General features: G+C 70.6%; 20 protein-coding genes. 10 read left to right on the top strand and 10 right to left on the bottom strand.

Features of this window, described 5'->3' with window-relative positions:
• The first annotated feature begins 153 nt into the window (after positions 1-153).
• A complete protein-coding gene (locus IEY93_RS27500; protein WP_189166035.1) occupies positions 154-906 on the top strand; it encodes a single-stranded DNA-binding protein in 753 nt (250 codons plus the stop codon).
• A gap of 197 nt (positions 907-1,103) precedes the next feature.
• Here the strand turns inward: IEY93_RS27500 and IEY93_RS27495 are convergent, their stop codons facing one another.
• Complete coding sequence (locus tag IEY93_RS27495; protein WP_189166034.1) at positions 1,104-1,853, bottom strand: SDR family NAD(P)-dependent oxidoreductase; 750 nt, start codon at positions 1,851-1,853, stop codon at positions 1,104-1,106.
• A gap of 288 nt (positions 1,854-2,141) precedes the next feature.
• On the opposite strand from IEY93_RS27495, the gene IEY93_RS27490 reads away from it, so the two are divergent.
• From IEY93_RS27490 to ettA, 3 genes are all read left to right on the top strand, one after another.
• Complete coding sequence (locus IEY93_RS27490) at positions 2,142-2,771, top strand: TetR/AcrR family transcriptional regulator (RefSeq protein ID WP_189166033.1); 630 nt, start codon at positions 2,142-2,144, stop codon at positions 2,769-2,771.
• A 452-nt stretch (positions 2,772-3,223) separates the two neighbouring features.
• Positions 3,224-4,531, top strand: coding sequence for a GGDEF domain-containing protein (locus tag IEY93_RS27485; protein ID WP_189166032.1), 1,308 nt, complete (start codon positions 3,224-3,226; stop codon positions 4,529-4,531).
• 9 nt (positions 4,532-4,540) lie between these two features.
• Positions 4,541-6,205, top strand: a complete 1,665-nt coding sequence (gene ettA / locus IEY93_RS27480; protein WP_189166031.1) for an energy-dependent translational throttle protein EttA — start codon at positions 4,541-4,543, stop codon at positions 6,203-6,205.
• A 351-nt stretch (positions 6,206-6,556) separates the two neighbouring features.
• On the opposite strand, the gene IEY93_RS27475 is transcribed toward ettA, so the two are convergent.
• The 4 genes from IEY93_RS27475 to IEY93_RS27460 all read right to left on the bottom strand — a co-directional run bounded on the left by IEY93_RS27475 (position 6,557) and on the right by IEY93_RS27460 (position 10,362).
• Positions 6,557-8,095, bottom strand: a complete 1,539-nt coding sequence (locus tag IEY93_RS27475; RefSeq protein WP_189166030.1) for a glycoside hydrolase family 13 protein — start codon at positions 8,093-8,095, stop codon at positions 6,557-6,559.
• Positions 8,096-8,196: 101 nt separating this feature from the next.
• Positions 8,197-8,586 (bottom strand): globin, encoded by a 390-nt coding sequence (locus IEY93_RS27470; protein WP_275412042.1) that lies wholly within the window; start codon positions 8,584-8,586, stop codon positions 8,197-8,199.
• A 14-nt stretch (positions 8,587-8,600) separates the two neighbouring features.
• Entirely contained in the window at positions 8,601-9,533 is a 933-nt protein-coding gene (locus IEY93_RS27465; protein ID WP_189166029.1) for a mechanosensitive ion channel family protein, read from the bottom strand.
• A gap of 559 nt (positions 9,534-10,092) precedes the next feature.
• Positions 10,093-10,362 (bottom strand): hypothetical protein, encoded by a 270-nt coding sequence (locus IEY93_RS27460; RefSeq protein ID WP_189166028.1) that lies wholly within the window; start codon positions 10,360-10,362, stop codon positions 10,093-10,095.
• Positions 10,363-10,864: 502 nt separating this feature from the next.
• Between IEY93_RS27460 and IEY93_RS27455 the strand changes: the two genes are divergently transcribed.
• From IEY93_RS27455 to IEY93_RS27445, 3 genes are all read left to right on the top strand, one after another.
• The gene (locus IEY93_RS27455; protein WP_229691527.1) at positions 10,865-12,265 is read left to right on the top strand and encodes an NsdA family TPR-like regulatory protein; all 1,401 of its coding nucleotides are present in this window, start codon (positions 10,865-10,867) and stop codon (positions 12,263-12,265) included.
• The gene (locus IEY93_RS27450; RefSeq protein ID WP_189166026.1) at positions 12,262-12,759 is read left to right on the top strand and encodes a GNAT family N-acetyltransferase; all 498 of its coding nucleotides are present in this window, start codon (positions 12,262-12,264) and stop codon (positions 12,757-12,759) included. The genes IEY93_RS27455 and IEY93_RS27450 overlap by 4 nt, the downstream gene beginning before the upstream one ends.
• 225 nt (positions 12,760-12,984) lie before the next feature.
• Complete coding sequence (locus tag IEY93_RS27445; RefSeq protein WP_229691526.1) at positions 12,985-14,970, top strand: tetratricopeptide repeat protein; 1,986 nt, start codon at positions 12,985-12,987, stop codon at positions 14,968-14,970.
• 46 nt (positions 14,971-15,016) lie between these two features.
• Here IEY93_RS27445 and IEY93_RS27440 read toward each other — a convergent pair whose 3' ends face one another.
• The 3 genes from IEY93_RS27440 to IEY93_RS27430 all read right to left on the bottom strand — a co-directional run bounded on the left by IEY93_RS27440 (position 15,017) and on the right by IEY93_RS27430 (position 16,234).
• Entirely contained in the window at positions 15,017-15,475 is a 459-nt protein-coding gene (locus IEY93_RS27440) for an NUDIX hydrolase (protein WP_189166024.1), read from the bottom strand.
• A 12-nt stretch (positions 15,476-15,487) separates the two neighbouring features.
• Positions 15,488-15,961: a hypothetical protein gene (locus tag IEY93_RS27435; protein WP_189166023.1), complete on the bottom strand. Its 474-nt coding sequence runs from the start codon at positions 15,959-15,961 to the stop codon at positions 15,488-15,490.
• Between the two features lie 108 nt (positions 15,962-16,069).
• On the bottom strand, positions 16,070-16,234 hold the full coding sequence (locus IEY93_RS27430; protein WP_189166022.1) for a hypothetical protein: 165 nt from the start codon (positions 16,232-16,234) through the stop codon (positions 16,070-16,072).
• 213 nt (positions 16,235-16,447) lie between these two features.
• Here IEY93_RS27430 and purU point away from each other — a divergent pair, with 213 nt between their 5' ends.
• Entirely contained in the window at positions 16,448-17,296 is an 849-nt protein-coding gene (purU, locus tag IEY93_RS27425) for a formyltetrahydrofolate deformylase (RefSeq protein ID WP_189166021.1), read from the top strand.
• 66 nt (positions 17,297-17,362) lie between these two features.
• Here the strand turns inward: purU and IEY93_RS27420 are convergent, their stop codons facing one another.
• On the bottom strand, positions 17,363-19,435 hold the full coding sequence (locus IEY93_RS27420) for a prolyl oligopeptidase family serine peptidase (protein ID WP_189166020.1): 2,073 nt from the start codon (positions 19,433-19,435) through the stop codon (positions 17,363-17,365).
• A gap of 365 nt (positions 19,436-19,800) precedes the next feature.
• On the opposite strand from IEY93_RS27420, the gene IEY93_RS27415 reads away from it, so the two are divergent.
• Both IEY93_RS27415 and IEY93_RS27410 read left to right on the top strand, forming a co-directional pair.
• Positions 19,801-20,310: an HNH endonuclease gene (locus tag IEY93_RS27415; protein ID WP_189166019.1), complete on the top strand. Its 510-nt coding sequence runs from the start codon at positions 19,801-19,803 to the stop codon at positions 20,308-20,310.
• A gap of 159 nt (positions 20,311-20,469) precedes the next feature.
• Positions 20,470-20,679, top strand: coding sequence for an FmdB family zinc ribbon protein (locus IEY93_RS27410; protein WP_189166018.1), 210 nt, complete (start codon positions 20,470-20,472; stop codon positions 20,677-20,679).
• Positions 20,680-20,778: 99 nt separating this feature from the next.
• On the opposite strand, the gene IEY93_RS27405 is transcribed toward IEY93_RS27410, so the two are convergent.
• Positions 20,779-21,306, bottom strand: coding sequence for a helix-turn-helix transcriptional regulator (locus IEY93_RS27405; RefSeq protein WP_189166017.1), 528 nt, complete (start codon positions 21,304-21,306; stop codon positions 20,779-20,781).
• Positions 21,307-21,400: the final 94 nt, after the last annotated feature.

The following is a 21,400-nucleotide window of genomic DNA, read 5'->3' as shown; positions in this document are numbered from 1 at the left end:
GGGCTGGTGGGGCGTCCCTTCGTCCACAGGTGTGCGATCGGCGTCGTGCTCTGTCCACAGAATGTGGTTCGGTAACCGCGGGGCGTGATGGGCCGGGTCAGACTGACTCCCGTGCCGGTGGAGCGGGTCCGCCGGTCCGCCATGGGAGGCACGATGAACGACACCTACATCACGCTGGTCGGCAATGTCAGCGCCGAGCCGCGGCAGTACGACTGCAGTGACGGGTCCCGGGCCACCTCGCTCCGGCTCGCCTCGACGCGTCGTGTGTTCGACAGGGCGTCCCAGACCTGGCACGACGGTGAGACCACCTTCTACGCGGTGCGGTGTTACCGCACCCTCGCCGAGAACGTCGCCCGGTCGGTCCGGCTGGGGCAGCCCATCGTCGTGTACGGCAAGCTCCGCATCCGGTCCTACGAGCGCGATGGCCAGCGCCGCACCTCGGCGGAGGTCGAGGCCACCTCTGTCGGGCATGACCTGCGGCGGGGCGTGAGCACCTTCCAGCGGCCGCAACGCGGCCCCTCTTCTCCCGCCCTCGATCAGGCCGCCCACGAGCATCTCGTCGCCGCACCCCACACGCGCTTTCCCGCCGCCGCCGATGGCCACCTGACGGCGCTTCCCGGTGGGCCACCCACAGCCGCTCCCGGCGATCGGGCGCCGGCTCCGGTCGCCGATGCTCCCTTCGCGATCCCCTTCGCAGAGCCCGCGGTGGCATCCGAGTGGGACCCCACCCTCCCGGCCGCCCAAGCGCCGCCGCCCGACTGGGACCCCGCGGAGCCGTCCGCCATGGCCGAGCCCTTCCCTGAGGCCGAGGTGGCCACGGCGGCCGAGCGGGCCCCGCTGAGCCCGGCCGAGACCGGCGCCCCGCAATGGGTCGCCCCCTTCGCCACCGACCCCGTCGCCGCCTGACGGTGATGAGGGAGGTGAGTGCCTCCTGAGGGCTGCCCCGCTGTCTGACACCTCCTATCCGACCTCGGCCCCGGCCGCCCGCCGCCGGGAGACCCGGATCGCCGCGCTGGTGAAGCGGGCGGTGAGTTGAGGCACCGGGCGCGCATGATTCGTCCTGAGATCGGCTTCGGGCTGCGGGACGCGGATCGCCGAGGCCCTCAGACCTGGCTGACGCCGCCGTCCACATAGATCTCGGCGCCGGTCATGAAAGTGCTGGCACCGGAGGCGAGGAAGACGACCGCGTCGGCGATCTCCTCCGGGCGGCCCAGCCGGTTCATCGGCACACCGGAGGCGAGGTCCTTGAGCAACCGCTCCGCGCCCTCGGCGTCGGGGGCGAGGCCGCTGAGGCCGGGGGTCTCGATCGGCCCGGGCGCGATGCTGTTGACCCGGATCTCGCGGCCCACGAGCTCGGCCGCCCAACTACGGGTGAAGGAGCGCAGGGCCGCCTTGCTGGCGGCGTAGACACTGAACGCCGCGGCCGCCTTCACGTCGATGTTGGAGCTGGTGATCACGATAGAGGCCCCGCGGTTGAGGAGAGGAAGCACCGCCTGAACGGTGAACAGAGTGCCGCCGACGTTGGTGTTGAAGGTGTCGGCGTAGTGCTGCCAGGTGATCTCGCCGAGCGTGGCGAACTCACCGCCGCCGGCGTTGGCGAACACGATGTCCAGCCCGGCGCCGCGGTCCCGGATCGCCGCGGCGACCCGGCCGAGGTCGGTCAGCGTGGCCACGTCGGCCTGCACGCCGATGGCGTTCTCCCCGATCTCGGCGACGGCGGCGTCGAGCGCCGCCTGCCGCCGGCCGGTCAGGAAGACGTACGCGCCTTCGGCGGCGAGGCGGCGGGCCGCCGCGAGGCCGATGCCCGAGGTGGCGCCGGTGACGAGGGCGGTCTTGCCGGTGAGCTGTCCCATGGTCGTTTCTCCTTCGTTCGCTTCATGAGGGCGGCCGGCTCGCGCCATGCGCCGGAGCGGCAGGCCGGATGAGCCGGGGTTTCGCCGGTGCGTTGCGCACATCCGATCGCTCGGGTGGCGGAACGCCTGATCTGGACGTGTATCGGCCGACTACGTGGCGGAGGCGCTGAGTCCTGCCCCGTCCCGATTTCTGTATCGATCGGTACACAAGTCGGAACGTTATCACGTGTGCGGACACTTCTGTACCGATCGGTTAAGGTGAGGTGCGACACTACGCCGGAGACGGGAATGGCAGAGAAGATTCGGGAGCGCGGCCGTCCGAGAGCCTTCGACGCGGACGTGGCGCTCGACCGGGCGATAGAGGTGTTCTGGCGGCAGGGCTACGAAGGCGCCTCGCTCAGCGACCTCACCGACGCCATGGGCATCAGCCGGCCGAGCATGTACGCCGCCTACGGCAACAAGGAGGAGTTGTTCCGCCTGGCCGTCGCGCGCTACGCCGAGGCCGACATGGCCTACGCGCGGGAAGCGCTCGCGGAGCCGACGGCTTACCAGGTGATCGAGAAGTTCCTGCGAGCGAACGCCGACGCGCTCACCAGGGCCGACCGCCCATCAGGGTGCCTTTCCATCCAGGGAGGCCTGTCCACCGGCAGTGACGGCGGCAGCATCGCCCGGTTCCTCGCCGCGAGCCGGCTCGCCGGCGAGCAGGCCCTGGCGGAACGCCTGTCCCGAGCGGTGGATGAGGGGGACCTGCCGGCCGGGACCGATCCGGCGGCCCTGGCCCGCTATGTCATGGTCGTCAGCGAGGGCAACGCCGTCCACGCCGCGGCCGGCGTCGACCGGGCGAGCCTGCACGCCACCGTGGAGATCGCTCTGCGCGCCGTCCCCCGAAGTGCCGGTGACGCGGAAGCGGGCGTGTGACCGCATCGCATACAGGGTGTCCTTGCGCCGCTCCACTGGCACGAGCCGCTCGCGTGCGCCGGCGGCCGGGTCGCCTGAAGGGGGCAGCCGGCGGTGGGGCCGGGGTGTGACGTTGCGCTGGGGGGAGTGGGCTGGTGCTGTGCCGCGCCCCAGAGGTCCCACAGTGGTGCGCGCGTGCGTGGGCGCGGAGGGTGAGTGCTGGGGCGCGCGAGGTGGGTGTGCTCGGGGGATGATCAGGTCCAGATGATGCCCCGCACCATGGCTGCTCCTTTCCCCGGGCCCGCTCGACGGCGAGCGGGTGTGACGAGGCCGACACTCCGCGTCGGCCGGACAGCCAAAGGTAGCGGTTCCCGTCGCGGGCCGCACACCGTGCGACTATTGTGTTACACATCGTGAGGCTAGGAGTCGGGGCGGCGAAGCGGTCCGGATAGATGTGAGCGTTGGGGGATGCGATGACGGCGTCCGGTGAACTCTCGGCAGAGCCGCGAGACGGCATGCTGTCGCTCGCCGACCGATGGCCCTTGCTGGCCCAGCCCGCAGCCCTGGTCGCCTACCTCTGCGGCACGGTGGCCCTCGCGCTCGGCGTGGCGGTCTGCCTGGCGGCCTCGACCCCGTTCCGGTGGCCGGAGCTGCTCACATTCCTGGCGTTGATGGCCTGCGGGGCCGTCTGCATCGAAGCGACCCGGCGGCTCGGCATGCCGGCCGGGGTCTCACGTGACCTGCTGTCCGCCTGGTGGCTGCCCGCCGCGTTCCTGCTGCCACCGGTCTACGCACTGCTGGCGCCGCTGCCGCTGCAGTTCCTGCTGCAGATGCGCGTGCGGCAGACCGTTCTGTACCGGCGGGTGTTCAGCGCCGCCGCCATCGGCCTGGCCGCGGGCACCGCCTCGATGATCTTCCATGCGGCGGCCTCGGGCGACGCGGACGTGCCGCTCGGCTCAGGCGGCGCGCTCGCGGCGGCGGTGGCGTGCGGCGTGATCTTCACCGTGCTCAACACCGCGCTGATCGCCATCGCGCTGTACGTCTCCGATCCCGGCAACACCCGCTGGCGGGAGGCCCTGTGGGACCGCGAGCGCGTCCTGCTCGACGTGGTGGAGCTGTGTCTCGGCGTGCTGGTGGCCATCGCCTGCGCCCTGAGCCCGCTTCTGCTGCTGCTCACCCTGCCCCCGGTCGTGCTGCTGCAGCGCAGCCTGCTGCACGCCCAGCTCACCGCCGCCGCCCGCACCGACGCCAAGACCGGGCTGCTCAACGCCACGGCGTGGCAGTGTGAGGCCGACACCGAGATCGTCCGGGCCCGGCGCACCGGTGAGACGCTCGCCCTCCTGATCGTCGACATCGATCACTTCAAGCGGGTCAACGACACCTACGGCCATCTGGTCGGCGACCAGGTGCTGGCCGGCGTCGCCGACGCGCTGCGCAGCCAGCTCCGCGACTACGACGTGGTGGGCCGGTTCGGCGGTGAGGAGTTCGTGGTGCTGCTGCCGCGTGCCGACGTGGCCGAGGCCCGCAGGGTCGCCGAGCGGCTGAGATCCCGGGTCGGCCGCGTGGCGATCCCCGTCGAGGACACGATGATCTCGGTGACCGTGTCCGCGGGGGTCGCCGTGATGAGCCTGCACGGCGACGATCTGATCGAGCTGCTCGCCGCGGCCGACCTCGCTCTCTACCGGGCCAAGGAGCTCGGCCGTGACCGCATCTGCCTCCCGGTCGCACCCGAGCCCCCGCCACACGCGCGAGCGGACAACGCCGACGGCGGAATCCCCTAGTCTTGTAGCATGCCCGAGTACATCTATACGATGCAGCGCGTTCGCAAGGCGCACGGCGACAAGGTCATCCTTGATGACGTCACGCTGCATTTCCTGCCCGGAGCCAAGATCGGTGTGCTGGGCCCCAACGGCACTGGTAAGTCCACGCTGCTGCGCATGATGGCCGGCCTCGAGCAGCCGTCCAACGGCGATGCGCGGCTCATGCCCGGCTTCACCGTCGGCATGCTCCAGCAGGAGCCGCCGCTGAACGAGTCCAAGACCGTGCTGGGCAACGTGCAGGAGGGCGTCGCCGAGACGCTGGCCATGCGCGCCCGGTTCGAGGAGATCGCCGAGCTGATGGCGACCGACTACAGCGACGCGCTCCTCGACGAGATGGGCAAGCTGCAGGAGGCGCTGGACCACCGCAACGGGTGGGACGTCGACAGCCAGCTCGAGCAGGCGATGGACGCTCTCCGCTGCCCCCCGCCGGACGCCGACGTCACCAAGCTGTCCGGTGGCGAGCGCCGTCGTGTGGCGCTGTGCAAGCTGCTGCTCGAGCAGCCCGATCTGCTGCTGCTGGACGAGCCCACCAACCACCTCGACGCCGAGAGCGTCCAGTGGCTGGAGCAGCACCTGGAGAAGTACCCCGGCACCGTCCTGGCCGTCACCCACGACCGTTACTTCCTGGACAACGTCGCCGGCTGGATTCTCGAGCTCGACCGTGGCCGCTGCTTCCCGTACGAGGGCAACTACTCCACCTACCTGGAGCAGAAGGCCGCCCGTCTCAAGGTCGAGGGGCAGAAGGACGCCAAGCGCAAGAAGCGCCTGGAGGAGGAGCTCCAGTGGGTGCGCTCCAACGCCAGGGCCCGCCAGACCAAGAGCCGGGCGCGTCTGCAGCGGTACGAAGAGATGGCCGCGGAGGCCGACAAGTACCGCAAGCTCGACTTCGAGGAGATCCAGATCCCGCCGGGTCCGCGCCTCGGCACCACGGTCATCCAGGCACACGACCTGACCAAGGGCTTCGGTGACCGCCTGCTGATGGAGAACCTGTCGTTCGACCTGCCGCGTAACGGCATCGTCGGCATCATCGGCCCGAACGGCGTCGGTAAGACGACCCTGTTCCGCATGATCATGCAGGCCGAGAAGCCCGACAGCGGCGACATCACCGTCGGTGAGACCGTCAAGATCTCCTACGTGGACCAGGGCCGCAGCAACATCGACCCGGCCAAGAACGTCTGGCAGGTCGTCTCCGACGGGCTGGACCACATCAAGGTCGGCCACGTCGAGATGCCCTCGCGGGCCTACATCGCGGCCTTCGGTTTCAAGGGCCCCGACCAGCAGAAGCCCGCGGGCATCCTGTCCGGCGGCGAGCGCAACCGCCTCAACCTGGCGCTCACCCTCAAGCAGGGCGGCAACGTGCTGCTGCTCGACGAGCCCACCAACGACCTCGACACCGAGACCCTGTCCAGCCTGGAGAACGCACTGCTCGACTTCCCGGGCTGCGCGGTGATCACCTCGCACGACCGGTGGTTCCTGGACCGTACGGCCACGCACATCCTGGCGTGGGAGGGCGGCTCCAACTGGTTCTGGTTCGAGGGCAACTTCGCCGACTACGAGAAGAACAAGGTCGAGCGACTGGGCGCCGAGGCCGCGCGCCCGCACAGCGTCACCTACCGCAAGCTCACCCGCGACTGACGCATGGCCGCTCCGGCCCGGGAGTGGTCCTCCACCACCGGGCCGGTCGGCTCGATGCGCCCCTGGCCTTCGGTGCGCGAGGTCCGACGAGGCCGGTACGCCCGGCCCAGTGGGGAGAAACCACAACCGGAGGAGCATTTCTCCACCGTGGTCGGCGCACAAGGAGGACTTTTACTCGCTGTGGGTGGGCTTCTATTCATCAGAGCGGTGAAGTAACCCTCCGCAGTCCCAGCACCGGGTGGAGGGTTGTCCTCCGGATCGGGTGAAGAGTTTTCTCCCCTGGTGCAGACCCACCGGCGCTGGGACGAAGCGCGGAGCCGGCGAGCACGGCACGACTCCGCGGCCGGCGCATCAGGCGGAGCGGAGCCAGACCGCTGTGTCGGGGGCCAGGGTCGTCTCGTCGGGCGTGCCGCTGGACAGCAGGATCTCGCGGTGCGGCGGCAGTGGCACGGGCGCCTCGCCGCAGTTCACCGCGCAGATCAGCTGTCCCCGCTCGAAGACGAGCGTGTCGTCCGGCGAGTCCCGCCAGGCGATGGCCTCCGGCAACGAGGCGCGCAGCGACCGGCGCAGTTCCAGAGCCCGCCGATAGAACGACAGCGTGGAACGTGGGTCCGCCGCCTGCCGCTCCGCCGTGAGCCCGGCCCACCCGGCGGGCTGGGGCAGCCACGGGCGGGCGCCGCCGGGGGAGAACCCGAACGGCTCCGCGGCGCCGGACCACGGCAGCGGCACCCGGCAGCCGTCCCGGCCCGCCAACTCGCCCTTGGACCGGGCGAAGATCGGGTCCTGACGCGCCTCCGGGGGAATATCCTTCACCTCCGGCAGGCCCAACTCCTCCCCCTGGTAGAGATACGCCGATCCGGGCAGTGCCAGCATGGCCAGCAGGGCGGCCCTTCCCCGGGCGAGCCCCGCCTCGGGGTCCAGCGAGCCCTCGCCGTACCGGGTGATGTGGCGCACCACGTCATGGTTGGACAGCACCCAGGTGGGCGCGGTGACCGCGACCAGCGTGTCATCAATGATCTTGCGGAACGCCGTGGCCGACCAGGGCGCCTCCAGCCAGGCGAAGTTGAAGCTCTGGTGCAGTTCGTCCGGGCGGACGTAGAGGGCGAGGTCCTCGGCCGTGTCGGTCCACACCTCGCCCACCGCGGCGCGGTCGCCGGGGTAGGAGTCGAGCACCTTGCGCCACGCGCGATACACCTCGTGGACCTCCGGCCGGCTCCAGACGGGCGAGCGGGACTGGAAGCCCTCGTCCGACGGTGGCACGTCCGGCAGGCCGGCCTCCTTGTACAGGCCCATCGCCACGTCGATGCGGAACCCGTCCACGCCGCGGTCCAGCCAGAACCGCAGGATGTCCAGGAACTCCTGATGGACGTCCTGATTGCGCCAGTTGAAGTCGGGCTGCTCGGGGGCGAACAGGTGGAGGTACCACTGCCCGTCGGGCAGGCGGGTCCAGGCCGGCCCGCTGAACACCGAGGTCCAGTTGTTCGGCGGGGCCTCACCGTCGCGGAAGATGTAGCGGTCGCGCTCAGGGGACCCCGGCCCGGCGGCCAGGGCGGCCTGGAACCAGGGATGGGCGGAGGAGCTGTGGTTGGGCACGACGTCGACCATCAGCCGCAGGCCGTGCGCGTGGGCGTCGGCGACCAGCGCGTCGAAGTCGGCCACCGTGCCGAACAGCGGGTCGACGCCCCGGTAGTCGGCCACGTCGTATCCGCCATCGGCCATCGGGGACGGCTGGAAGGGAGTCAGCCAGATGGCGTCCACGCCCAGCTCCGCCAGATAGGGAAGGCGGGAGCGGATGCCCTCGAGGTCGCCGACACCGTCTCCGGAGGCGTCGGCGAAACTGCGAACGTAGATCTCGTAAACGACGGCGTCACGCCACCAAGGGGATTCCATCACATGTCCTTGGCTGCCCCTCCGGACGGAGGGTTATGCGTTGGGCGGAAGGTCGTGCGTGCGGAGAGGTCACGCCCGATGGCAGGTCGCGTGGTCGGCGATCACGCGTTGACGAGACTGTGCGCGGCGTACTGCAGGTAGGTCCACAGCTCGGCCGACCGCTCCTCGGGAAGTTCGAGGGAGTCCACGGCGTCACGCATGTGCTTCAGCCATGCGTCGCGCTCGGGTTCGCCGATCACGAACGGCGCGTGCCGCATGCGCAGCCGCGGGTGGCCCCGCCGGTCGCCATAGGTCTTCGGGCCGCCCCAGTATTGGATGAGGAACAGCCGCAGCCGCTCTTCGGCCCCGGTGAGGTCTTCCTCGGGGTACAGCGGGCGGAGCAAGGGGTCCTCCGCGACGCCCTGGTAGAAGCGGTGGACCAGACGCTCGAAGGCCTCCGAGCCGCCCACGGCGTCGTAGAAGGACATGGACTCTGCAGGAGTAGCGGACACGGTCTCCAGCCTACTCAGACGACGGCGAGGGCGACGCCCGCCCGGTCGAGCGCCGATTTGACCCGCATGCGCATCTCGCGGGCGACCTCGGCCTGGTGGGCGGGGACGGTCTTCACGGTGATCCGGAAGATCATCGCTTCGGCGGAGATCTGCTCCAGGCCGAAGACCTGCGGCTCCTCCACGATCGCCGTGTCGCGGAAGGTGGGGTCCTCCCAGATCTCCTCGGCGATGCGCTTGAGCAGGTCGCGGATCGCGGCGATGTCGGCGTTGTAGGCCACCGGGACGTCCACCAGCGCGCGCGACCACCCCTGCGACTCGTTGCCGATGCGGGTGATCGTGCCGTTGCGGACGTACCACACACGGCCGTCGGCGTCGCGCAGCCGGGTGATGCGCAGCGTCACGGCCTCGACCGTGCCGACCGCCGTGCCGGTGTCGATCATGTCGCCGACGCCGTACTGGTCCTCCATCAGCATGAACATGCCGGCGATGAAGTCCTTGACCAGCTCTTGGGCGCCGAAGCCCACGGCCACGCCGAGGATGCCGACGCTGGTGAGGATGGGCGTGAGGTTCAGCCCGAAGCGCGCGAGGATCATCATCGCGGCGGTGCCATAGATGACCACGGAGACCAGGCTTCGCAGCACCGACCCCAGGGTCTCGGCCCGCTGACGGCGGCGCTCGGTGAGCAGGGCCGCCGCGCCGTCGGCGACCCCGGCGTTGCGCAGCCGCAGCCGCTCGGGCAGCACGCCGTCGGCCGCGCGCCGGATCACCCGGTCGATCAGCCGGTGCAGCAGCGCCCGCGCGATGAGCGCGGCCACCGCGATGAGGACCACGCTGATCAGCCAGGCCAGCGGTGAGGCCCACCCGGCGGGCAGCCAGTTGAGCAGCAGGGTGCAGGCCACGTCGTCGTTGCCGCCGCTGACGCAGGCGCTGGTCATGGCCTTTCCCATGTCGGAGATCCACGGTACGCCGGGAGACGTTACGGGATTGGGCTCGACAGCGGGCGTCAACACGCGAAGGCACCTCTCGGATCGGGTCGGCCGGCGAAGACAATTATCAGGCCTTGACCTACATGGAACGGTACTTGACCTGATCGCCGTCGCCGGCCGGCCCGGCCGCCGTCACATCACGCCGGGGAAGACGGGAGTGCCCGGGCCCGGGGCCGCGGAGGGCGGGCCCGGGGCACCCCGGTGACGAGCGGCTCGGACGGGACACGCACCCGGAAGCGTGTCCCGCTCCGTTTCCGATCGGGAGTTCCCCGATCACCACCCGGCCGGGGCGAGAGGCCCGGCCGGGTGGTCGTTCATGAAAGCCCTGCGCGTGGTGACACGCGCGAGACGGCCGGAGAAGGCCGTAGGGATACAGAGCCGGCGGGATGCCCAGCGTCCGGGACGGCCGTGTCGCCACGGCCGCCGGACGCTCCGCACCGGGCACCCCGCCGACCCCGAAGAGCCGCGGTGCCCACGGACGGACGGCGGTGACTGCGCTGCACCGCGTCCGTCACGTGTCCTACTCGCTCACCGCGGCCAGCACGCGGGCGACCTTCGTCGCCGCCCCCGCCGGATCGTCGACCTGGTGCATGCGCTCGCCCCACGACCACCAGTAGTAGGCGGGGGTGGCCTGCGGCCGGCAGGTGACGTTCTCGGCGAGACTGGTGGCCCTGGGATTGATCACGCGGACGAACGCCCTTCCTGATTGCGTGTGCACCACCCGGGCGAGCAGCCCCCGAGCGTCGAGTTCGTCGACCAGGCGTTCCAGGTGTTGGAAGCTTTCGTCCACTTCGCGTCATCCTCTCTGCGACCCTTCCACCGGTGATCTCATCGGTGAATCGGTGCTGGTGGGCCAAATCTGACTCACTCGTTGCCGATGGGTCAACGAAGGTTCGGAGGGGCCCGGGTGAGGGGATATTTCAAGTGGGTTGAAAGAACGCCCCCAGAGGGGGACGATCCTATCCCAGCAGGTTCCAGTGTCCTTTCAAGGCCGGTCATTACTGGTCCATCATTCTTGTTAGACGGAGCGTGACATCCTGCGCTGCGTCAGCGCGGATGGGACCGGTCAGGGCGGGCGACCGCTTGACGACCACATGGCAACTGGCCACGAGAGAGGGGCCGGGATGTCCGGCAGGCAGCACAAGGAAACGGAGTTGGCGCGGCGGACTCGTGCGCGAGGCCTGGCGGGCGGGCGCACCATGGCCCGGATCGCCGAGGAGATTTTCGAAGAGTGCGGCCCGCAATTCGGGACAACTCGGATCAAATCTCATCGTCTCGCTCACGGAATCGCTTTGGCCGACGTTGTCGAACAGGTGCGGGCCTTGTTCGAACGCGACGGCAAGCCGATGCCCGGCATTGGTGAGACTCTTCTCAGCGCCTACGAAAGCGGGCTGAAGCGTCCCGGGCCCGAATATCTCCACTACCTGTGTTCCGTCTACCGGGTCGAGCCGGCCGCCCTCGGCTTCGAGGGCCCGTGCATCTGTGGCCACGGCCACCGGATGCCGGGCGTCGTGCGGGGCGGCCAGCAGGATGCCGAGCCTGGTCCTCCCATCGATCCGCGCGAGTTGTGGATCAAGCCGCTCAGCGACCCCTCGACGACGGACGGGGGTGAGGAGGACGAGAACGTGTTACGTAGGACGCTGCTGCAGATCATGGCGGGCGGAGCCGGAGCCGCCGTGCCGCTGACCGCTCCTGTGCTCGGCGCCGCCGACGGCATCCGTCGGCGGATGGACGACACCCTGGTGTCGAGCACCGTCTCGCCGGCCATGCTGGACCATTGGGAGGAGGCCGCGACCTCCTTCGGCAAGCAGTACATGAACACGCCGCCCATGCGGCAGCTCTGCGACGTGCTCCTGGAGTTCAGCCAGGTGCGCCAGGCGCTCGACCGGCACCAGCCGATCGACCTCCAGGAGCGCCTTTGCATCCTCGCCGCCCGGCTGTCGGGCCTGGCGGGCATCATCATGATCGATTTCGGTGACCAGCGGATGTCCAGGTCGTTCTTCCGCACCGCCCGCCTGGCGGCCGACGAGACCGGTGACCGCGCGCTGCGGGCCTGGGTCACCGCGCGCGAGGCGCTGGTCCCCCTGTTCCTCGGCGACCCTCGCGACGCGCTCACCCTCGCCAAGAAGAGCCGGGACCTCGCCGGGCAGACACCGTGCGCGGCCAAGGCGATGGCGCCGGTGGTCGAGGCCAGGGCTCTGTCGATGCTGGCGAACGCCGGCGGCAAGAAGGACGTCGTGGACCAGGCCAAGCGGGCGCTGTCGCGGGCGCGGGCGGCGTTCGCCCAGATGACCCCCGCCCAGCAGGAGGACACCGTCTTCGGCTACACCGAGCGCCAGCTCTACTTCCACCAGGGCGACACGCTGGCGCGGCTCGGCCAGACCATTGAGGCCGACCTGATCCTGGAGCAGGCGCTGGAGAAGTACGAAGGCGATCTGCTCGACCAGACGCTGATCCGGTTCGACCGGGCGCACTGCCGGCTGCTGGAGGGCGACGGGGACGAGGCGCTGCGCCTGGGCATGGAGGCCGTGCGCCAGGTCGGCGAGGGCTTCCGTACCGACATCATCCTGCGCCGGGCCAACGAGCTCGTCCGGGCGATCCACGCCCGGTGCGGCGACATCGCGGGCCTGCAGACCTTCCGGGACGTCCTCGCGTCCTCTCCGCCCACCACCCCAGCCGCGGAGCCCGTATGACGCTGAGGCTCCGGCGCTATCGCTGGTCGGATCGGGACGCCGTCCTGGAGCTCCACCGCACCTGTCTCGCCGAGGTCGGCATCATCGAGGGGGACGGGGTCTACTACGAGGACGACATACCGCGGATCACCCAGGTCTATCTGGCCGATCGCGGTGAGTTCCTGGTCGGTGAGGTGGAGGGCGCGGGCATCGTGGCGATGGGCGGCCTCCGGCGTGTCGACGACGATACGGCCGAGCTGTGCCGGTTGCGGGTACGTCCGGGCTTCCAGCGCCGCGGCTTCGCCAGCCGGGTGCTGGAGGCCCTGGAGGAGGCCGCGACGCGACTCGGATACCGCGCCTTGCGTGGCGACACGACCCTCCAGCAGGGGGCCGCGCTCGAGTTGTACCGCAAGTACGGCTGGCGCGAGGTGCGCAGGGAGGACCGGGGCGGCCTGGTGGTGGTTTACGGAGAGAAGCATCTCCTTCCCCAGCCGTCCACCCAACTAACTCATTAGCGACAAGTATTCACTTATGCCGAACAGATCAGCGGCGATGCTTGCGGATGCTTCATTTTCCTCCACATAATGGGATCTTTGTTGCTGCATGCGCAGGAGGCCCGAAGTGAAGAAGATCGTCGTCCGTAAGCCTGGAATGGTGCAACTGTCCGGTTCCGCCAGCGCCATCCACAAGGGGTGACCGGCCACACCGGTCGCAACCTCTGGATCCATGGGGGACGCTCGGTGGACCGCCGGAAGGTGTTGCGGGACCTGCTCGCGGCTCCGGGCACCGCCCGTCAGGGCATCCCGGTGTTCGACGCCCACCGGCGGCTGCGTGGGCCGTACACCTTCGGGGGAGGCCTGCTCGCGGCCCTGCTCCCCGCCGCGTCGCAGCGCTCCTCCCTGGTGGTCGGCCGGCATGACATCGAGATCAGAGCGGCGGCACCCGATCTCCGTGATCGGGTGGCCGCCCGCCACGAGCCCCTGGAGGCGAGGGTCCCGGCCGACGAGCGCATCCTCGTCCCCGCCCCTCGCCGCACCCTGCGCCTCGCGAATGGCATCACGGAATTCGTCCGCGACTGCGGAGCCGCCCCGCCGATCATCGCCGTGGACAATGCCGATCGTGCCGACGCCACCGACAGGGAACTCCTGGCGACCCTCCTGCGGCGCTGCGATCCGCAACGGCTGATAATTGTCTGCTGTTCCACCGAACCGCCGCCGCCTTTTTTCGATGGTCGTGAGATAAAGGCCGAATCATCCACATCGGTGGCGCCGGAAAACCTCGCGGCCCGTTACGTCGCCGCCGACGGCGTCCTGGACGACCCGCGGGCGGTTGACGCCTACCACGCGTTGCCGGCCGCCGAGCGCGCCCGCCTGCACGATCACCGGGCGGACGAACTCGCCGCCACCGGCCTGACCTCATGGACCCTGGGGGCCATCCCCTACCATCGCGAGCACGGCTCCGACCCGAGAGGGGCCGGGGTGGCGGCGCTGTCCGCCGCGCTCGACCACTGCATGCGCGAAGGTTTCCTGGACGCCGCCGCCGACCTCGGCGCGCGCGGCCTGCGGCTCGCCGAGCCCGGCTCGAAGCGCTGGTGGAACCTCCTGCAGGGCACCGCGACGGCCCTGGCCGGCCTGGGACGCACCGACGAGGCCCGTGACCTGTACGACACGGCCCGGCGCACCAGCGTGGACCCGGAGGTGCACGCGGCGTGCGCGTACGGCACGGCCATGCTGGACGCCAGGCACCCCGACCCCGCCCGGCGCGATCTCGGCCGGGCCGAGGGCTGGGTCAACGAGGCCATCGCGATCTCCCATCTGCTGCCGGACCGCGCCGTCCGGGCGTTCAAGCTGGGCTTCGACCTCAACGGCAAGGCGCTGATCGAGATGCGGCGCGGCCGGGCCGACGCGGCGCTCGCACTGGTGGACCAGGCCATCGAACTGGCCGGACGCGACCTGCCACCGGGACGGCACCCGATCCACCGGATGGTCCTGCACGCCAACCGCGCCCAGTTGCTCGCCAGGCTGGGCCGGTTGCCCGAGGCGCTGACCGAGATGGACACCGCGGTCACGGCCGACCCCGCCTATCCGGATCAGCGCCTCGACCGCGGCAACCTGCTCTACCGCGCGGGACGCCCGGAAGCCGCACGCGCCGAGTACGACGCGGCGATCGACCTCAGCCCGCCACTCCCCGAGGGGTACTACAACCGGGCGCAACTGCTGCTCGCCACCGGGGACCCGCACGGAGCGAAGGCCGATCTCGATCGCGTCCTGGAGCTCGATCCCGGCTACCTGGACGCCTACATCAACCGGGCCGGTCTGCTCGTGCAACTCGGTCTGGACGAGCAGGCGCGCGCGGACGTGGCCGCCGGCCTGGCCCTGGCGCCCGGGAACCCGCACCTGTCGTGTGTGCTCGGTCAGATCGAAGCCCCGGCGGGCCGCCACGCGCAGGCCAGAGCGGCCTACGACCTGGCCGTGTCGAATGCTCCCGACCTCGCCCCGGCCTGGGCGAACCGGGCCATCCTGCGCTACGAGACCGGTGATCTCGAGGGTGCCGTGGCCGACCTCACGCGCGCGATCGAGCTGGGGGAGCAGGCGACTCTCTACTACAACCGCGCGATCGCGCTGAAGGATCTCGGCAGGCACGCCGACGCCGGGGCCGATCTGCGGCGCGCCCACGACCTTGATCCCGACGACCCGGACATCCGCGCGGCCCTCGCCGAGTCCTGACCGCCACGGCCCGGCCGGCGCACGGCGTCCGCGCCGGGCCACCGTCTCATTCGCGGGCGGGCGGGTCCGCCAGCAGGGCGATCACCTCGGCGAGCGCGGGCGGCTCGACCGGCTCGGCCAGTGAGGCGAGCTCCGCCGGTGTGAACCAGCCGTGGCCGAGATAGGTGTCCTGTTCCTCGGCGGTCGGCGTGGTGGGCGCGACCGGCGGCACCGACGCGAAGCGCGCCAGGTAGAACGGCTCGACCTTGACGTAGTGGACGCCCAGCCAGTGGTAGTCGCGCTCCACCGGCACCCAGATGTCCACCACGGCGTCACCGGGTAACCCGGTCTCCTCTGTCAGCTCGCGCCGCGCGGCGGACAGCGGCGTCTCCCCGGGGTCGATGCCGCCGCCGGGGGGCTCCCAGAACGTCACGCCGTTGATCGGGTCGCGCCAGTGCAGTAACAGGACCCGGCCGGTGCCGTCCAGGCAGATCACCCGCGCGGCCGGCCGATCACTGATCTCCATCGGCCGGGCCCGCTAGGGACGGCCCGGTGACTCGGGTTTTCCCGGGACGTCCGGCCCGCCGGGATCGTTGGCTCCGTCCGCCTCACTCGGGCCGTCGAGGCCGTCCGGCCAGGTGTTGGCCCTGATGATCTCCCAGAACTCGTCCCCGCGGGCGGCCGCCTGCTCGGCGCCGCGCTGCTGGAGCTCGGCGGCGATGGCGCGCTGCTCCTCGTAGGCGCCCTTCATCGCGTCGAGCCACTCCACGGGGTCGACCCCGGCCCGCCGGGCGGATCGCATCGCCATGTCGGCGTACTGCTCGGGCGTGGCGTTGAACGTCCAGCCGGTGCGCTCCATGAGCTGCTCGTCGGTGAGTTCGCCGCGCTGCCAGGCGATCGCCTCGGCCAGATGCTCTGCGACGAACACGGCATTGATGTAACCGGGCAACATGGCCGCCAGAGCGACGGCGGCACGCTTCTCTCCTGGCGACAACTGGTCCCACTTCAGCACCCGCGGGCTCCTTCCGCTCCTCCGGGCGCCACTGTACGCCTCGTCGTGGCAGGCCGGCAGCATCGTGGACGGCCGTGCGCGGAGCGCTGGGGGCGGTGAGGGCGGTGTTCAGTCGCTGGACACGACGAGATCGGTCAGGTCCAGGTGCCGGGACAGCTCTGCGACGTCGGGGTAGTAGGCGACGTAGTGGCGGCCTCTGCGCACGCGCAGCCAGGGCTGGTTGCCCAGGACCAGCACTTCGACCTCAAATCCTCTGCTGTCGACCCATTTCACGTTATTAAGGCTATGAGGCCGCAGGTCAAGACAGGGCAAGTGACCGCGCGGGATTGCGTCACCGTACCGTCGGCCGACTGTAATGGACTTTGACCGTACCGGGAGGCGACCCGCCGTGGCGCCACGTCGAGGCGATCTTCGGGAAGTGGACGCGGCGATGGGGGTCCGGAGCGGTAATCTGCGTCAACGGATTGGCGAGAGGGTGGGTGGCCGATGACCTCCGATTACGTGCTGACGCTTTCGTGCCCCGACCGGCCGGGGGTGGTCGCGGCCGTGTCCGGGCTGCTGGCCGCGCACGGATGCAACATCACCGAGAGCCAGCAGTTCGGTGACCGGGAGGCCGGCCGCTTCTTCATGCGCGTGCAGTTCACCTCCACGCTCGGTGAGGACGACCTGCGTGCCGCCTTCGCCGGGCTCGCGCCCGACCTGGCCATGGACTTCCGGCTGCACGACCTCGCCGTCAAGCCCCGGGTGCTGGTCATGGTGAGCAAGCTCGGGCACTGCCTGAACGACCTGCTCTACCGCGTGCGCTCAGGGCTGCTGGACATCGAGATCATCGCGGTGGTGTCCAACCATCCCGATCTACGTCCGCTCACCCAGTCGTACGGCATCGACTACCACCACCTGCCGGTGACGCCCGAGACCAAGGGACGCCAGGAGGCCGAGGTGCTCACCCTCGTCGACCACTACCGCGCCGAGCTGGTGGTGCTCGCCCGGTACATGCAGGTGCTGTCGGAGGACCTCTGCGGCAAGCTGTCGGGCAAAGTGATCAACATCCATCACTCGTTCCTGCCGTCCTTCAAGGGCGCCCGTCCCTACCACCAGGCGCACGCGCGCGGCGTCAAGCTCATCGGCGCCACCGCGCACTACGTGACCGCCGACCTGGACGAGGGGCCCATCATCGAGCAGGAGGTCGCCCGGGTGGACCACACCCACTCACCCGAGGACCTCGCCGCCAAGGGGCGCGACCTGGAATGCCAGGCGCTCGCCCGCGCCGTGCGGTGGCACGCCGAGCAGCGCGTGCTGCTGGACGGCCACAAGACCGTCGTCTTCCCGCGCTGACGGCCCCGCCGCCCGCTCCCGCGTCACCGCGTGAGCGGGCGGGAAGCGGACGGCGGGGCGGCCGGATCAGCGGGTCAGGCCGGTGTGCCGGGCCAGGAACGTGAGCTGGTCGGCGGCGAGCTCCACCGAGCGGCTGACCGCACGCGCCCCGTGCCCCACCTCGCTCTCGTTGCGCAGCAAGATCGGCCGGTCGTCCGCCGCCTGCGCGTGCTGCAGCGCGGCGCACATCTTCCACGCGTGCAGCGGGTGCACCCGGGTGTCGGAGCCGAAGACCAGGAACAGCGTCGCGGGGTAGCGCACCCCCTCGCGGACGTGGTGGTAGGGGGAGTAGCCCCGCAGCCAGCCGAACTGCTCGGGGTCGTCGGCCGAGCCGTACTCCACGTTCCACGTCGCCCCGAGGCCGAACTTCTCGTAGCGCACCATGTCCAGCAGCGGCGCGGCGCAGGCCACGGCCGCGTACAGTTCGGGCCGCTGGGTCAGCGCGGCTCCGACCAGCAGGCCGCCGTTCGACCCGCCGGAGATCGCCAGTTGCTCCGGCGTGGTGACCCCGGTGGCGATCAGGTGCTCGGCCGCCGCGTGCAGGTCGTCGAAGACGTTCTGCTTGTGAGCGAGCATGCCCGCGCGGTGCCATTCTTCGCCCTGCTCGCCGCCGCCGCGCAGTTGCGCGACGGCGTAGACCCCGCCCGCCTCGACCCAGGCGAGAGTCGAGGCCGAGAACCCCGGGGTCATGGACAGCCCGAAGCCGCCGTACCCGTAGAGGATCGTCGGCCGGGGACCGTCGCCGGGCCGGGACACGACGATCATGTGGACCGCGGTGCCGTCCGCCGACTGGTAGACGACCTGCTCGGTGGTGACCTCCGGCACCTCCACCGCGCCGGGTGAGGCCTCCCACAGCGTGGTCTGACCGGTGCGGGCGTCGTAGCGCATGACGCCGGTCGGGGTGGTGTGGTCGGTGTAGGCGAACCACGCCTCGTGGCCGCCCTCGGGCCGCTCGTGGATGCCGCCGATCGTGCCGAGGCCGGGGGTGGGCACCTGGCCGACCTTCGCGCCGGTGGCCAGGTCGTGCACGGTGATCTCGCTGATCGCGTGGCGGGTCCACCCCACGAGCATCACCGGGTGGTCCAGGTCGTCCAGGATCGCGAAGTCCGACATCACCGCCTCGGGGTCTTCGGGGATCAGGTCACGCCAGTTCTCGTACGCGGGCGTCTCGGGGGAGGTGACGCACACCCGTGCGCGGGGGGCGTCCCGGTCGGTGAAGACGTACAGGCGGCCGTCCCGGCCGAACAGCAGCGAGGTCTGCGCGTCCACCCCCTGCTGGACGGAGACCAGCGCGGGTGCGTCGATCGCCGAGGCCGACAGGTCGGCCGCCCACAGGTCGTTGCGCGGCGCGGTGCCGCGGGAGGCGGAGATGGACAGCCACCGGCCGTCCCGGGAGACCGCGACGCCGTAGTAGTTGGTCTTCTCCAGCCCTTCGCCGAGGATCATGACGTCCTCGTCCGTGGAGGCGCCGACGCGATGCAGGTAGACCCGGCGGTGGAACTGCTCCTCGCCTTCGGGCACCTGGCCGGGGGCGAGCCTGCGCACGTAGTAGAAGGCCTCACCGCCGGGCAGCCAGGCGATGGGGGAGTAGCGGCACCGGTCGATCGGCCCGTCCAGCCGCTCGCCGGAGGCCACGTCGATGACGTGCAGCCGGGACTCCTCGTCGCCGCCCACCGAGATCTGGTACGCCAGCCGCCTGCCCTCCTTGTCCGGCTGCCAGCTGTCGATCGTGGTCAGGCCGGACGGGTCGAGCGCCATCGGGTCGAGCAGCGCCTGCTCGACCCCGTTGGGGCCGGCGGTGTAGAGCACGGCATGCTCCTGCTCGGCCGTGCGCCGGGTGAAGAAGCGGCGTTCTCCCCGCCACACCGGGGCGCCGACGCTGCCCGAGCGCACCAGCTCGGCCACGCGGTCGCGGAACGCGTCCCGTCCCGGTGCGGAGGCCATCTCCGCACCGAACAGGTCGCTCTGCGCGTCCAGCCATTCCTTGACCGCGGGCTGGTCGGGATCTTCCAGCCAGCGGTACGGATCGGGGACCGGGGTGCCGTGGTAGTCGTCCACGACGTCGTCACGGCGTGCGTTCGGGTACGGCGTACGGGTCATGGAGTGAGCCTAAGGCACCGCGTTACCCGACGTGAGCCGCGCTTTCCGCTGCCGTGCGCTGTTCGTGTCGCGGAGATTGGACCGGTTCTCAGTGATCTTTGCCTAATAGGTTTGCTTAGCGGGGTGAAACGGACATAAACCGGTAGGCGGGGTCTGGGAGACACGACCGTTAATTGGGGTGGCGGGAGAGTCGACCGAGAGGCCACACTTGCTGAAGGGCGGTGCCGTGGAACCCATCCGCTGGGCCGCCCGGCGGAGGTGCACGTGACGGAAGCATCCGGAGCCCAAGACGACGGGCCGCAAACCGGGATGTGCCGCGGCACATCCCTCATAGCGGTGTTCACAGCGGCGGAGAAGGTCCGCTGATGCGCCAGGTGCTGCTGCTGAACGCCACGTTCGAACCGCTCACCACACTCAACCTGCATCGGGCCGTCGTGCTCGTGATCAGAGAGAAGGCGGACGTCGTCCATCGTGACGGGCGGGGCGCGGTGCTGCGCTCGGCCTCGCGCACCATGGAAGTGCCGTCGGTCATCCGGCTGCGGCGCTACGTCCGCATCCCCTACCGGTCTCGCATCCCCCTGACCCGGGCCGCGCTCATGCGCCGGGACGACTACCGCTGTGCCTACTGCGGGCAGCGGGCCGAGACCATCGACCACGTCCTGCCGCGCTCGCGTGGTGGGCTGCACACCTGGGAGAACTGCGTCGCCTCCTGCATGACGTGCAACCACCGCAAGGCCGACCGGCTGCTCGAGGAGATCGGCTGGTCGCTGCGGGTCACTCCGGTGGTGCCACGCGGCGCCCACTGGAGGCTCATCGGCGCCCAGCTCGACGGCGACCCGCAGTGGGCGCCCTATCTCACCGAAACGGCCGCCTGACGCGGCTCGTGTGCCGCTCGGTCGTGTGGCGGAGGCCTGCCCCTGTGGCCCTCCGCCACACGTCCGCTGCGGGCTCGCGCCCCGTGCGGCGACGAGAGGGGCGGCGATCGTGCCCGAAGGCTTCTCCCCGGCGGCGGGCAGCCGTCGTACCCTTGTGCCATGCCGCGTTATGACTATCGATGCAGGGCCTGTGGTTCGACCTTCGAGCTGTCCCGGCCCATGTCCGCCGCGGGGGACGCCGCGGTGTGTCCCGAAGGCCACGACGACACGGTGAAACTGCTGTCCACGGTCGCCGTCACCGGCGGCGCCGCCGCGCCGCGCCCGGCCGGCGGCGGTGGCGGGTGTTGCGGCGGCGGCTGCTGCGGCTGACCTCCGCCCAGACCGCCGCCGCTCACCGGCACCGGCGGTCTGTCGTCTCCTGATGCCGGCGGCGCCTTCAGGGTGGTGCGGTGCCCGCCGGGCCGCTGGTCAGGCGGGCCGGCGGTTCGGCAGCGGGAAGAGCGGACGGGTGGTGCGGCGCTCGGCGGTCGCCCTGCGCTGGAAGGGCAGATAGCGCTCGGCCCGATGCGGCCGGGCGGGCACCAGCGTCTGCTCGACCGCGACGACGCGGTCGAACCGGAAGGCGCGGATGGCGCCCCTGGCGCGGCACCACCCCACGAGATACCAGTGGTCGCGGTGCACCAGGCAGGTGACCGGCTCGACCTCGCGCGAGGTCACCCGGCCGGCCGCGTCGCGGTAGTGCAGCAGCACCACCTGCCGCCCGGTGATCGCCCCGGCGATCGTGCGGGCGCGCCGCGCGATCTCGGGCGGCAAGGGTGTGGTCAGGGTGTCCAGCGTGGTCGCCACGACGTCGTCATCGAGGTCGAGCCGGTCGAACACGCGGCGCAGCCCGCGGCGGGCGGTCAGCGCCTGTGGGCCCTCGCCGAGATGGGCGAGAGACAGGGCGAGGGCGGCGATTTCGGCGGTCGTCAGGGGCGATGTGGTGACGTTTGCCATATCCCCACAGTACGTCCCGGCACCGACATTTTTCGAACACCAGATCACCTCCGGGTCGTCCGGAGGGTGACTCTTCTTTACCCGCAGGTCACGG

It is taken from the genome of Sphaerisporangium melleum (assembly GCF_014646695.1).
Taxonomy (GTDB): domain Bacteria; phylum Actinomycetota; class Actinomycetes; order Streptosporangiales; family Streptosporangiaceae; genus Sphaerisporangium; species Sphaerisporangium melleum.
The sequence above is the reverse complement of the archived record's forward strand: the minus strand, read 5'-3'. Positions and strand labels throughout refer to the sequence as shown.